This window comes from Burkholderia sp. R-40, assembly GCF_049942845.1.
In the GTDB taxonomy this organism is placed as follows: domain Bacteria; phylum Pseudomonadota; class Gammaproteobacteria; order Burkholderiales; family Burkholderiaceae; genus Burkholderia; species Burkholderia ambifaria.
The window spans coordinates 622,601-634,779 of sequence record NZ_CP187967.1 but is presented as its reverse complement, the minus strand read 5'-3'; the positions used below and the strand labels follow the sequence as shown (position 1 = coordinate 634,779).

12 protein-coding genes are annotated in these 12,179 nt (G+C 67.6%); 5 read left to right on the top strand and 7 right to left on the bottom strand.

What is annotated here, in order from left to right; translation table 11 throughout:
- Position 1 precedes the first annotated feature (1 nt).
- Complete coding sequence (gene dapB / locus ACP26O_RS02945) at positions 2-799, bottom strand: 4-hydroxy-tetrahydrodipicolinate reductase (protein ID WP_175661517.1); 798 nt, start codon at positions 797-799, stop codon at positions 2-4.
- Between the two features lie 65 nt (positions 800-864).
- Entirely contained in the window at positions 865-1,662 is a 798-nt protein-coding gene (locus ACP26O_RS02940) for an outer membrane protein assembly factor BamE (RefSeq protein ID WP_105834717.1), read from the bottom strand.
- Positions 1,663-1,803: 141 nt separating this feature from the next.
- On the opposite strand from ACP26O_RS02940, the gene fur reads away from it, so the two are divergent.
- The gene (gene fur / locus ACP26O_RS02935) at positions 1,804-2,232 is read left to right on the top strand and encodes a ferric iron uptake transcriptional regulator (protein ID WP_006753314.1); all 429 of its coding nucleotides are present in this window, start codon (positions 1,804-1,806) and stop codon (positions 2,230-2,232) included.
- Positions 2,233-2,428: 196 nt separating this feature from the next.
- Here fur and ACP26O_RS02930 read toward each other — a convergent pair whose 3' ends face one another.
- The 3 genes from ACP26O_RS02930 to ACP26O_RS02920 all read right to left on the bottom strand — a co-directional run bounded on the left by ACP26O_RS02930 (position 2,429) and on the right by ACP26O_RS02920 (position 5,403).
- The gene (locus tag ACP26O_RS02930; protein WP_012363078.1) at positions 2,429-2,953 is read right to left on the bottom strand and encodes an ureidoglycolate lyase; all 525 of its coding nucleotides are present in this window, start codon (positions 2,951-2,953) and stop codon (positions 2,429-2,431) included.
- 14 nt (positions 2,954-2,967) lie between these two features.
- On the bottom strand, positions 2,968-3,975 hold the full coding sequence (alc, locus tag ACP26O_RS02925) for an allantoicase (RefSeq protein ID WP_175665320.1): 1,008 nt from the start codon (positions 3,973-3,975) through the stop codon (positions 2,968-2,970).
- A gap of 105 nt (positions 3,976-4,080) precedes the next feature.
- Positions 4,081-5,403, bottom strand: a complete 1,323-nt coding sequence (locus ACP26O_RS02920) for a C4-dicarboxylate transporter DctA (RefSeq protein WP_011655952.1) — start codon at positions 5,401-5,403, stop codon at positions 4,081-4,083.
- A gap of 245 nt (positions 5,404-5,648) precedes the next feature.
- Between ACP26O_RS02920 and ACP26O_RS02915 the strand changes: the two genes are divergently transcribed.
- Positions 5,649-6,368: a FadR/GntR family transcriptional regulator gene (locus ACP26O_RS02915; protein ID WP_175665321.1), complete on the top strand. Its 720-nt coding sequence runs from the start codon at positions 5,649-5,651 to the stop codon at positions 6,366-6,368.
- 78 nt (positions 6,369-6,446) lie between these two features.
- Here ACP26O_RS02915 and gap read toward each other — a convergent pair whose 3' ends face one another.
- Together gap and tkt are read right to left on the bottom strand one after the other, a co-directional pair.
- Positions 6,447-7,457 (bottom strand): type I glyceraldehyde-3-phosphate dehydrogenase, encoded by a 1,011-nt coding sequence (gene gap / locus ACP26O_RS02910; RefSeq protein ID WP_006760300.1) that lies wholly within the window; start codon positions 7,455-7,457, stop codon positions 6,447-6,449.
- 88 nt (positions 7,458-7,545) lie between these two features.
- Positions 7,546-9,618 (bottom strand): transketolase, encoded by a 2,073-nt coding sequence (tkt, locus tag ACP26O_RS02905; protein WP_175701401.1) that lies wholly within the window; start codon positions 9,616-9,618, stop codon positions 7,546-7,548.
- Positions 9,619-9,834: 216 nt separating this feature from the next.
- Here tkt and speE point away from each other — a divergent pair, with 216 nt between their 5' ends.
- From speE to ACP26O_RS02890, 3 genes are all read left to right on the top strand, one after another.
- Positions 9,835-10,692: a polyamine aminopropyltransferase gene (speE, locus tag ACP26O_RS02900; RefSeq protein ID WP_175665323.1), complete on the top strand. Its 858-nt coding sequence runs from the start codon at positions 9,835-9,837 to the stop codon at positions 10,690-10,692.
- Between the two features lie 193 nt (positions 10,693-10,885).
- Positions 10,886-11,302: a VOC family protein gene (locus ACP26O_RS02895; protein WP_105834711.1), complete on the top strand. Its 417-nt coding sequence runs from the start codon at positions 10,886-10,888 to the stop codon at positions 11,300-11,302.
- A gap of 17 nt (positions 11,303-11,319) precedes the next feature.
- On the top strand, positions 11,320-12,087 hold the full coding sequence (locus tag ACP26O_RS02890; protein ID WP_175665324.1) for a 16S rRNA (uracil(1498)-N(3))-methyltransferase: 768 nt from the start codon (positions 11,320-11,322) through the stop codon (positions 12,085-12,087).
- Positions 12,088-12,179 lie beyond the last annotated feature (92 nt).

Genomic DNA, 12,179 nt, shown 5'->3' with positions numbered 1-12,179 from the left:
GTCAGCGCAGGCCGAGCACGTCCTGCATGTCGAACAGGCCGGCGTCGTGCGCCGACAGGAAGCGGACCGCACGCAGCGCGCCCTGCGCGTACGACACGCGGCTCGACGACTTGTGCGTAATCTCGATCCGTTCGCCGATGCCGGCGAACAGCACGGTGTGATCGCCGACGATGTCGCCGCCGCGCACGGCCGCAAAGCCGATCGTCGACGGATCGCGTTCGCCCGTCACGCCCTGGCGGCCGTACACCGCGCAGTCCTCCAGCGAGCGCCCGAGCGCGCCGGCCACCGCTTCGCCCATCATCAGCGCGGTGCCCGACGGCGCGTCGACCTTGTGACGGTGGTGCGCCTCGATGATCTCGATGTCGTAGCCGTGCGAGAAATGCTTCGCCGCGAATTCGAGCAGCTTCAGCGTGACGTTCACGCCGACACTCATGTTCGCCGCGAACACGATGCCGATCCGGGCCGCCGCGGCCTGCAGCTCGGCCTTCTGCTCGGCGGTGAAGCCGGTCGTGCCGATCACGAGCTTCACGTCGTGGCGCAGCGCGGCCGCGACGTGCGCGATCGTGCCTTCCGGACGCGTGAAGTCGATCAGGTAGTCGGCCTGCGCGAACACGGCATCGAGGTCGTCGGTCAGCTTGACTCCGGTTTCCTTGCCGAGGAACGCGCCCGCGTCCTGGCCGAGGAACGGCGAACCGGCGCGGTCGAGCGCGCCGACGAGCTGCGCGTCGGAATCGTTGAGAACGGCTTCGATCAGCATCCGGCCCATACGGCCCGATGCACCGGCAATCGCAATCTTCATGGCTTTCTACACGGCAGGTCTAAAGGCGGGCGGCGCATGCCGCCCTGTTTCCGCACGCCGGACGCTTACTGGGCCGGCGCGGTGAGCGGCTGGTTCTGCAGGTTGTCGGAGCCTTGCGGGCCGACCGGCGGCGCCGCTTCGTTCGACGCGTTCGGCTGCGGCGGGCGGTGGAACTGGAACTGCGGCTGGATTGCCGGCGCGGCGCCCGGCGGCTGGCCGCCCGGCACCGGCGCGCCGCCCGAAGCCTGCGCGGACGGCGTGAAGCGGCGGCTGGCCGAGCCCTGCCCCGATACCTGGTTGGTCGCGCGGTTCGCCGCGCGCGCCGCCTGGGCGTTCGCATCCTGGTCGACCACCGCGCCGGACGCCAGCCCGGTGGACGGGCTCGCGGCCTCGGCAGCCTGCGCGGCGCTCGCGGCGGCAGCCGCCTCGGCCGCCCGCTTCGCCTCGGCGGCGGCCTTCGCCTTCTTGCCGCCGCGGTCGCCGTCGATATCGGCCAGCAGGTCGAGCTCGGAAGGCAGGTTGTCGGCGCCGGTCCAGCTCGCGAGGCGATCGCTCGCGAACGTCAGCACGAGATCGCGCTGCTGGACGACGGACGTCGAGCCGCGCTTGAAGTAAAAGAGGTAATCCCAGCGATCGGCATGGAACATGTCCGCCAGCAGCGGCGTGCCGAGCAGCGCGCGGACCTGCTCGCGCGTCATGCCGGCCTGCAGCTGCGCGGCCTTCTCCTGCGACACGAAGTTGCCCTGCACGACGGTGATCCGATAGGGCGTGATGCTCTGCGCGATACGCTGCGTCACGCTGTCGTACGACGAACAACCAGCCAGCGCGGCAACGGCGGCGGCAGCGATGATGGCACTCCGCATGCGACTCCTCTGAAAGTGCGAAAGAGATTCCGGGAACATTTCCGTCACCGTGCAGGCCCACGTCGCGAGCCGCGCGTGTTTCTGGAACGGCGAAAAGCCGGTAACATGAAGCCCTGCATTGTACTCTAGGGATGCCTAGCCATGACCAATCCGACGGATCTCAAGAATATCGGGCTAAAGGCCACCCTACCGCGCCTCAAGATTCTCGAGATCTTCCAGCAAAGCCCGGTGCGTCACCTGACTGCCGAAGACGTCTACCGCAACCTGCTCAACGAGCAGCTCGACATCGGGCTCGCCACTGTTTACCGCGTGCTGACGCAGTTCGAGCAGGCCGGCCTGCTCACGCGCAGCAACTTCGAATCCGGCAAGGCCGTGTTCGAATTGAATGAAGGTTCGCACCACGATCACCTCGTCTGCCTCGATTGCGGCCGCGTCGAGGAGTTCTTCGATGCCGAGATCGAAAGCCGCCAGCAGGCCATCGCGAAGGAACGCGGCTTCCGGCTGCAGGAACATTCGCTCGCGATGTACGGTTCGTGCACGACCGAGAACTGCCCGCACCGCAAGCACTGATCGAACCCTTCGCGCAAGCGCCACGGCCCGGCCGGCATCCCGCCGCCCGGGCCGTGTTGTTTTCGGAGCCGGAATGAAAGCGGCCCGCGGGTGGCCTGCGGGCCGGGTCGGAACGATGTTTTCAATCGAGCGTGCGGCGGCGGGCCGTGCAGCCGCCGCGCGATCGTCGACGCCTGATGCGGCCCTTCGCCGTGCGTCAGGTCGCGCTCGCGCAGGCCGGCTCGAACTCGAGCGCCCATGCGTCGTCGAGCGGAATCTCGTCGCAGTTCGGCTGCGGACCGCCGCGGTCGACGATCACGAAGTCGCTGACCGCGTCGAGCGCGAGCAGCGGATGGTGCCAGACGCCCTTCGCGTAATTCACGCCTTGCCAGCCTTCGGCCAGGAACGCGCGCATCGCGTCGGGCCGGAACTCGCCGGCCGGTGCGACGACGATCGCGTAGCGCGACACGGCCGCGAGCGGAATGAACGCCTGGCTGCCGTGCGGATGGCGCTCCATCAGCGTGATCGCGACCGGCAGCGCGCGCGGCTGCGCGCGAAATACGCTGACGAGCGGCCGGCCGCCGTCCGCGCAGACGTCGATCGTCGCGAGATCGTGAAAGCGCTCGGTCGTGCCGCCGTTGATCGGGAAATGCCGCGCGCCTTCGAGCGCGATCACGTCGCCGAACGGCGCGAACGCTTCGCGGGTCAGGCGCTCGACGCGCAGGATATGGGGTCCGCTCATGCCATTGCCCTCCTTCAAGCCGGCTCGCCCCACAGACGCAGGCGCGACACGCCGCCGTCCGGGAAGATGTTGAAGCGCACGTGCGTGACGGGGCCGAGTGCCGCGAGCTGGTCGAACGTATGCACGTGGTCCATCTGCAGCTTCTGCTCGCCGAGCAGTTCGGCCCAGAACATCGCCTGCGTGACGAGCGAGTCGTCGGTGCCGCCCGCGACCCGCGCGGCCTGCAGCGAACAGCGGTCGGGAAAGTTGCCCTTGAAGAATGCCGTATCGACCTCGACGCGCCGGAGGATGCCCGGCCGCGCCAGCGCGACGATCGCCCAGTCGTTGCCGGGCTCGCGGCGGCGCCGCGTTTCCCAGCCGTCGCCCATGTTCGCGCCGCGCCCCGGCATCAGCATCTGCGAGGCCGGGCCGAAGTGCTGGTTGTTCGCAGCCACCAGGTAGCCGCCGTTCTCGATCGCCGCGAGATCGACGAGCTCGCCCGCCGGCACGTGGCGCCAGTCGCGCTGCGGCTGGCCGTACACGCGCAGGCGCGCGAGCCCGCCGTCCGGATACAGGTTCACGCGCAGGTGGGTGACCGGTTGCGCGTCGTCGACGCCGACATAGTGATGCGAATTGCCCTGCAGCGTCGTCGCGGGCACGAGCGTACGCCATTCGGCGTCGTCCGGCGGCGTGTCGCCCTCCACCGCGCATGCGTCGATCGACGCAGCCGGCGGGAAGTTGCCGGTAAAGTGGCTCGTATCGAGATCGACGCCGTAGATCACGCCCGGCCGCGCGAGCCGGACCACGCAGAAGTCGTGGCCGGTGGTGCGCTTGCGGCGCGTTTCCCAGCCGTCCATCCACTTGCCGTGATCGTCGTACTTGCCGGGAATGAAGACGGCCGGCTCGGGATTGAGCATGCGCTCCTTCGGCGCGAAGAATTCGTCGCTCGCGAAGAGCGCCTGCGCGCCCAGTCGCGGGTCGGCGAGGTTCATGTAGCGCCGCGTGAAGGCCGGCGCGTTCGGATCGAGGATGGGGGCTGCCATGTCGTCTCCACTATTTTTCGAGATGGGCCGGCGCGTCGTGGCGCCGGCCGCGGGAAATGCGATCGCGCGCAGCGGCCAGGGAAAGCCGCCGCGCGCGCGTGACGCTCAGAGCGCGTGAGCCTGGTCGCCGGCGACCGGCGCGCTGCTGCCCTGCGCGTCGACCGCCACGTAGCGCAGCTCGCGGTTCAGCACGCGCGTCGCGCGGGCCCGGTCGATGTCGTTCTCCCACACCGCGACGACCACCGTCGCGACGCAGTTGCCGATCAGGTTGGTCAGCGCGCGGGCGATGCCGACGAACCAGTCGACCGGCAGGATCAGCACGAGGCCGAGCACCGGAATCGCGGGAATCGCCGACAGCGTCGCCGCGAGGATCACGATCGCCGAGCCCGGAATCCCGTGCGCGCCCTTCGACGTGACGAGCGACACGAGCAGCACGACGATCAGGTCATGCGTGGACAGCGGCGTGTTGGTGGCCTGCGCGATGAACAGCACGGCGAGCGTCAGGTAGATCGAGAAGCCGTCGAGGTTGAACGAATAGCCGGTCGGGATCACGAGGCCGACCGTCGAATCCTTGATGCCCATGTATTCGAGCTTGCTCATCACCTGCGGCAGCACCGCGTCCGACGACGCCGTGCCGAGCACGATCGACAGTTCCTCGCGCAGGTAGCGGATCAGCTTGAACACCGAGAAGCCCGCGAGCCGCATCACCACGCCGAGCACGACCGTGACGAACACGATGCAGCTCAGGTAGAACACCGCGACGAGGTAGCCGAGCTGCTTGAGCGACGAGACGCCGTACTTGCCGGTCGTGAACGCGATCGCGCCGAGCACGCCGAGCGGCGCGAGCTTGATGATGAAGCCGATGATGCGGAAGAACACGTGCGACAGTTCCTCGATCAGGCTGTTCACGCGCTGCGCCTTGTCGCCGAGCAGCGACAGCGCGGAGCCGAACAGCACCGCGAACACGAGGATCTGCAGGATGTCGCCCTTCGCGAACGCGTCGATCGCGGTCTCGGGGATGATCTTCATCAGGTAGCCGGCCGTGTCCTTCAGGCTTTCGGCGTTCTTCGCGTACGACGAGAGCGACGCTGCATCGAGCGAGCGCAGGTCGATGTTCATCCCGACGCCCGGGCGCGTGAGCCACGCGAGGACGAGCCCGATGCCGAGCGCGAGCGTGGTCATCACCTCGAAGTAGATGACGGCCTTCAGGCCGACCCGGCCGACCTTCTTCAGGTCGCCCGCATTGGCCATCCCGCTCACCACGACGCAGAACACGATCGGGCCGATGACCATCTTGATGAGCTTCAGGAAGCCGTCGCCGAGCGGTCGCAGCGACTCGGCGAAATGCGGGAAGAACGCGCCGAGCGCGACCCCCAGTATCAATGCGACGACTACCCGGCCAAACAGCGAATTGAGGAATTTCGACACGGCGCTCTCCCGATCCAACGGTTGCAGTTTCGTCTGTTCATACTGGTAAGACCAGTGATGTTATGGTGGATAGTAGGAAGCCGATATAGTGGCGTCAAGGACGATCAAAATAGGGATTTCCCGCCCCCATCGCCCCGAATTTCCGGCGCACCAAACAGGGGCTGATCGTGGCTTACCCGTAGGGCGCCGATGCACCGCACGCGTGCGGATTACAATGCCGGTCAGACCGGCCAAACGCTCACATCATGAAAAACGTTCCGCACACCGTGACCGACGCCGCCATCGCGACGATCCGCGACCGGATCGAGGCAGGCGTCTATCCGGTCGGCAGCCTGCTGCCGGCCCAGCGCCAGCTCTCCGAAGAGCTGGAGATCAGCCGTGCGTCGCTGCGCGAGGCGCTCTCCACGCTCGAGGCGCTCGGGATGCTGCGCATCCGCGCCGGCAAGGGCGTCTATGTCGAAAGCGCGCAGGCGAGCGCCGCCCATCCGTGGCAGTTCGCCGAGCAGTCGTCGCCGCCCGACACGTACCAGATGCGCTATGCGCTCGAAGGGTTCGCCGCGCGCATGGCCGCGCACGTCGTCAGCGACGACGACATCGCCTGGTTCGAGGACAACCTCGCCGACCTGCACGTCGCGCTCACCGACAGCGAGCTGGACGAAGCGTCGCGGCTCGACTTCGACTTCCACATGCGGATCATCCATCTCGCCGGCAACGCGGCGATCGAGTCGGTGCTGCGCAGCAGCGCGGACATCATGAAGGAAAGCCAGCGCATGCCGTTCTACCGGCGCGAGCTGCTGCTGTCGACGTGGCACGAGCACCGCGCGATCCTCGACGCGCTGATCGCCCGCAATGCGGCCGCGGCCGGCCTCGCGATCGAGACGCACATCGCGAATGCCGCGCAGCGCGCGGGCATCTTCTTTCCGACGCCGTGCGCCAGCACCGTCGCGGCCCTTCCCGCGAAATAAAAAAAGCCCGGCCGGAAAAACCGGGCCGGGCTCGTTCGCTGCGCAGGCCGCCATGCGGCGGCCGCGCAACGTGCGGGATTACTTCGCGTTCGCGAATGCGACTGCCGTATCCAGCATGCGGTTCGAGAAACCCCACTCGTTGTCGTACCAGCTCGACACCTTGACGAGGCGGCCCGACACCTTGGTCAGCGTTGCGTCGAACGTCGACGAAGCCGGGTTGTGGTTGAAGTCGATCGACACCAGCGGCGCGTCGTTGTAGCCGAGGATGCCCTTCAGCGCGCCTTCCGATGCTTCCTTCATGATCGCGTTGACTTCCTCGACCGTCGTGTCGCGCTTGGCGATGAACGACAGGTCGACGATCGACACGTTGATCGTCGGGACGCGGATCGCGTAGCCGTCGAGCTTGCCGTTCAGTTCCGGCAGCACGAGGCCGACGGCCGATGCAGCACCCGTCTTCGTCGGGATCTGGCTGTGGGTGGCCGAACGCGCGCGACGCAGGTCTTCGTGATAGACGTCCGTCAGCACCTGGTCGTTCGTGTAAGCGTGGATCGTCGTCATCAGGCCGGTTTCGAGGCCGATGCGGTCGTTCAGCGGCTTGACGAGCGGCGCGAGGCAGTTCGTCGTGCACGATGCGTTCGAGATGACGGTGTGCTCGGCCTTCAGCACGTCGTGGTTCACGCCGTAGACGATCGTTGCATCGACGTCCTTGCCGCCCGGCGCCGAGATGATCACCTTCTTCGCGCCGCCCTTCAGGTGCGCGCTCGCCTTTTCCTTCGTCGTGAAGAAGCCCGTGCATTCCATCACGACGTCGACGCCGAGCTCGCCCCACGGCAGTTCTGCCGGGTTGCGGTTGGCCAGCACGCGGATCTTGTCGCCGTTCACGACGAGGTAGTCGCCGTCGACCGACACGTCGCCCGGGAACTTGCCGTGCGCGGTGTCGTACTGGGTCAGGTGCGCGTTGGTCTTCGCGTCGCCCAGGTCGTTGATCGCGACGATCTCGAGATCGTGCTTCTTGCCGTTTTCATAAAACGCGCGCAGCGTGTTGCGGCCGATGCGGCCGTAGCCGTTGATTGCGACGCGGATCGTCATGGTCTATCTCCTGATGGCTGAAAAAAATTAGTTACGTGCAGCTTCACGGTGCGACGCGCGCGACGGGTGGCGCGCGTCGCGTATGCTTTTAGGCCAGCACGGCCTTCGCGGTCTCGACGACGTGCTCGACGGTGAAACCGAAGTACTTGAACAGCACGCCGGCCGGTGCCGATTCGCCGAACGTGTCGATCCCGACGACGCCGCCTTCGAGGCCGACGTATTTGTGCCAGAAGCTCGTCACGCCCGCTTCGATCGCGACGCGGCGCACGCCGTGCGGCAGCACGCGTTCACGGTATTCGGCGTCCTGGCGATCGAACACGTTGGTCGACGGCATCGACACGACGCGGGCCGCGATGCCCTGCTGCGCGAGCGGCTCGACGGCCTTCATCGCGAGCTCGACTTCCGAGCCCGTCGCGATCAGGATGATCTTGCGCGCGACGATCTCTTCGTCCCAGTCCTTCAGCACGTAGCCGCCCTTCTCGATGTTCGCGATCTGCGCATCGGTACGCGGGTTGAACGCGAGGTTCTGACGGCTGAAGATCAGGCTCGACGGACGGTCGGCAGCGACCGCGTGGGTCCATGCGACGGCCGTCTCGACCGTGTCGGCCGGACGCCACACGTCCAGGTTCGGGATCAGGCGCAGGCTCGACACGTGCTCGACGGACTGGTGCGTCGGGCCGTCTTCGCCGAGGCCGATCGAATCGTGCGTGAACACGAAGATCGTCGGGACCTTCATCAGCGCCGCCACGCGCAGCGCGTTGCGGCTGTAGTCGGAGAACGTCAGGAACGTGCCGCCGAACGGCTTGTGGCCGCCGTGCAGCGCGAGGCCGTTGAGCGCGGCGCTCATGCCGAATTCGCGCACGCCGTAGTTGATGTGGTTGCCGAGCAGCACGCCCGCGCCTTCCGGATTCGCGCGCACCGCCTTCGATGCCTTCCAGTTGGTCAGGTTCGAGCCGGTCAGGTCGGCCGAGCCGCCGAGCAGTTCCGGCAGTGCGGCGGCGAGCCCTTCGATGGCCTGCTGCGAGGCCTTGCGGGTCGCGACCGTCTCGGCGCGCTCGTTCGCGCCGGCGATGATCGCCGCGGCCTTTTCGGCCCAGTCGGCCGGCAGCTGGTTGGCCATCCGGCGCTCGAATTCAGCGGCTTCCGCGGGGAATTTCTCGCGATATTGCGCGAACGTCGCATCCCATTCGGTCTCGGCACGCTTGCCGGCTTCCTTCGCGTCCCACGCCGCATAGACTTCCTGCGGAATCACGAACGGCTCCCACTTCCAGCCGAGCGCTTCGCGCGTCTTCGCGATTTCTTCCGCGCCGAGCGCCGCGCCGTGCACGTCGTGGCCGCCGGCCTTGGTCGCCGCGCCCTTGCCGATCACCGTCTTGCAGCAGATCATCGTCGGCTTGTCCGACAGCTTCGCCTTCGCGATGGCCGCGTCGACCGCGTCGACGTCGTGGCCGTTCACGTTCGGGATCACGTTCCAGCCGTATGCCTCGAAGCGCTTCGGCGTGTCGTCGTGGAACCAGTTGACGACGTCGCCGTCGATCGAGATGCCGTTGTCGTCGTACAGCGCGATCAGCTTGTTCAGCTTCAGCGTGCCCGCGAGCGAGCAGGCTTCGTGCGAGATGCCTTCCATCAGGCAGCCGTCGCCGAGGAACACGTACGTGTGGTGATCGACGATCTTCGCGCCGTCACGGTTGAACTCGTCGGCCATCAGCGCTTCGCCGAGCGCCATGCCGACCGCGTTCGCGAGACCCTGGCCGAGCGGGCCGGTGGTCGTCTCGACGCCCGGCGTGATGCCGTATTCCGGGTGGCCCGGCGTCTTCGAGTGCAGCTGGCGGAAGTTTTTCAGCTCTTCGATCGGCAGGTCGTAGCCGGTCAGGTGCAGCAGCGAGTACAGCAGCATCGAGCCGTGGCCGTTCGACAGCACGAAACGGTCGCGGTCTGCCCAGTGCGGGTTCGTCGGGTTGTGCTTCAGGTGGCGCGACCAGAGTGCAACGCCGATTTCGGCCATGCCCATCGGCATGCCGGGGTGGCCGGAGTTCGCTTGCTGGACGGCGTCCATCGCGAGCGCACGGATCGCGTTGGCCATCAGAGTGGTAGAGGCGGGAGACGAAGTCGTCATGTCGAGTCCGGAGAACGAGTCGAGGAAACGGGGGCACGGCGGCATCCGGAAGCTCGAGCGTCAATCGTTCCCGGCGCGCGGTGCGGCGCCTGACGGACGCGAAGCGGACGGAGCCTACGGACGGGGCTGCAAAGCTCGTCATTTTAACAGATGGGCCGACATTTCCCTTGTCGATACGCGGTGTTCCGGCACGCTTTTCCGTACAACCGCGCGCCTCCTATAATTCAGACGTCAGAACTGCCCGCCCCGAGCCGCCCGCCCGTGAGCACGACCCTTCTCTTCCATCCCACGCCCAACGCCGCCTACGGATTCCCGAACGCACGCCGGCTCGCGCACGTCGCGTCGCCGCACCAGCGCATCGAAGTCTGGGAAACGCCGCAGCTCGGCCGCCTGTTTACGCTGGACGGCCGGCCGATGACCTCGGTCGGCGACGAATACGTGTATCACGAGTGCATGACGCACCCGGCCGCGCTCGCGCATCCGTGCCCGAAGAAGGCGCTCGTGCTCGGCGGCGGCGACGGCGGCGCCGCGCGCCAGTTGCTCAAGCACGCATGCATCGAGCGGATCGTCGTCGCGGAGCTCGACGACGAAGTGGTCGGCATGGCGCGCCGCTATCTCGACGACGTGCACCAGGGCGCACTCGACGACCCGCGCGTCGAGGTCGTGATCGGGGACGCCGCGCATTTCGTCACGTCGACCATCGAGCATTTCGATCTCGTCGTGTTCGACCTCACGCCACCCGATTCGCCCGCGGCCGGCCTCTATACGCGCGAGTTCTACGCGCAACTCAAGCGGATCCTCACGCCGTGCGGCGCGATCTCGATGCACCTCGGCTCGCCGGAGTTCCACGCGGCGCGCATCGCCGCGCTGCTCGACGACCTGCGCGCGAGCTTCGCGGTCGTCGATCCGCTGTCCGCGCATGTGCCGCTATACGGCTCCCAATGGCTGATGGCAATCGCGAGCGATACGCTCGATGCGGCCGCGCTGTTCGCGCACGACGTCGACGAACGCCTCGCCGCACGCCGCGTGCAGGGATTGCGCTACTACGATGCGCGACTTCATGCGGCCCTCTTTGCCCTGCCGTGCGCGCTGCGCGATACACTGGGCGTTCGCCGCTGAGCTGACGGGCGAACGCATCGTTCCGCAGGCTGGTCGCGCGTTTTACCGCGCTGGACTTGCGACGCTCAGGGCCTGCCTCGGTATTCGCGACATGGCGCGGGACCGGGCGCCCGGGCGCCAATACCCGTTGGACCGCAAAGCATGGGACCGGCGTAGCCGCTCAAGCGCCAACACCGTTCGACAGGAGATTTTCATGACCGATCCACGTCCGGCCAACGTGCCTTGGTTGACACCCTATCTGGCCGTGCGCAATGCGCAGGCGGCCATCGAATTCTTCAAAGCCGCATTCGGCTTCGAGCTGCGCGACGTCCACGACGAGGACGGCGCGATCATGCACGTCGAGATGACCTACCGCGGGCAGCTGGTCGTGATGTTCGCGCCCGAAGGCGCGTTCGGCTCGACCGCGCTCACGCCGAAGAGTGCGGACGCAACCGCCCCGCAGTCGTTCTATCTGTATGTCGACGACGTCGACACGACCTGGCAGCGCGCGCTCGACGCGGGCGCGAAGTCGCTGACCGCACCGCAGGACCAGTTCTGGGGCGACCGCTTCGCACAGGTCGAGGATCTCAACGGCTACCGGTGGGCGCTCGGTTGCCGCCTGAGCGCATGAACGGAGCCGCGCCCCACATGAGTGAAGCCACCACCACCGCGGCTGTGCCGCGCTTTTTCGTCGAAGCGGCACTGCGCGCCGATGCGACGCTCACGCTGCCGGCCGAGGTCGCGCGTCACGCGCAGGTGCTGCGGCTGCAGCCGGGCGACACGCTCGCGCTGTTCGACGGCAGCGGCGGCCAGTACCGCGCGCGGCTCGTCGAGATCGACAAGCGCAACGCGCTCGCGCAGATCGAGGCGTTCGACCCGGCCGAGGCCGAGCCGCCGTATCGCGTGACGCTCGCGCAGGGCATCGCCGGCGGCGACAAGATGGACTGGGTCATCGAGAAAGCCGTCGAGCTCGGCGTCGCGGCGGTCGTGCCGCTGACGACTGCGCGCGGCGTCGTGAAACTGTCGGGCGAGCGCGCGGACAAGCGCGTCGCGCACTGGCGCGGCGTCGTGCGCGCATCGTGCGAACAGTGCGGACGCAACCGTGTGCCCGACGTCGCGCCGGTACGCGGCTTCGGCGCGTGGCTCGACACGCTGCCGGCCGCGCCGGCCGACGGCGAGCTGCGGCTGCTGCTGTCGCCGCGCGCGAGCATCCCGTTCGCGTCGCTGCCCGACGCGCCGCCCGCGGCTGAAGTCACGCTGCTGATCGGGCCGGAAGGCGGACTGTCGCCGGACGAAGAAAACGTGGCCCGCGCGCACGGGTTCACCGCGTTGTCGCTCGGGCCGCGTGTGCTGCGCACCGAGACGGCCGGCGCGGCCGTGCTCGCCGCGCTCGCGGCGCGCTGGGGCGGGTGGTAACGAGCGAGACGTGCCGCCTGCGCGGACGCAAAAAAGCCCGCTCGACGCGGGCTTTTCGGCAAATCGACCGCAGGTGCGCGGCCGATGGATAC

Bases quoted from the DNA above. Each gene is read 5' to 3' on its own strand.
- ACP26O_RS02930 (WP_012363078.1), bottom strand. From the start codon at position 2,953: ATGAGCGGACCCCATATCCTGCGCGTCGAGCGCCTGACCCGCGAAGCG.
- ACP26O_RS02915 (WP_175665321.1), top strand. From the start codon at position 5,649: ATGAAAAACGTTCCGCACACCGTGACCGACGCCGCCATCGCGACGATC.
- ACP26O_RS02890 (WP_175665324.1), top strand. From the start codon at position 11,320: ATGAGTGAAGCCACCACCACCGCGGCTGTGCCGCGCTTTTTCGTCGAA.
- tkt (WP_175701401.1), bottom strand. From the start codon at position 9,618: ATGCCGCCGTGCCCCCGTTTCCTCGACTCGTTCTCCGGACTCGACATG.
- ACP26O_RS02940 (WP_105834717.1), bottom strand. From the start codon at position 1,662: ATGCGGAGTGCCATCATCGCTGCCGCCGCCGTTGCCGCGCTGGCTGGT.
- fur (WP_006753314.1), top strand. From the start codon at position 1,804: ATGACCAATCCGACGGATCTCAAGAATATCGGGCTAAAGGCCACCCTA.
- dapB (WP_175661517.1), bottom strand. From the start codon at position 799: ATGAAGATTGCGATTGCCGGTGCATCGGGCCGTATGGGCCGGATGCTG.
- gap (WP_006760300.1), bottom strand. From the start codon at position 7,457: ATGACGATCCGCGTCGCAATCAACGGCTACGGCCGCATCGGCCGCAAC.
- alc (WP_175665320.1), bottom strand. From the start codon at position 3,975: ATGGCAGCCCCCATCCTCGATCCGAACGCGCCGGCCTTCACGCGGCGC.
- ACP26O_RS02895 (WP_105834711.1), top strand. From the start codon at position 10,886: ATGACCGATCCACGTCCGGCCAACGTGCCTTGGTTGACACCCTATCTG.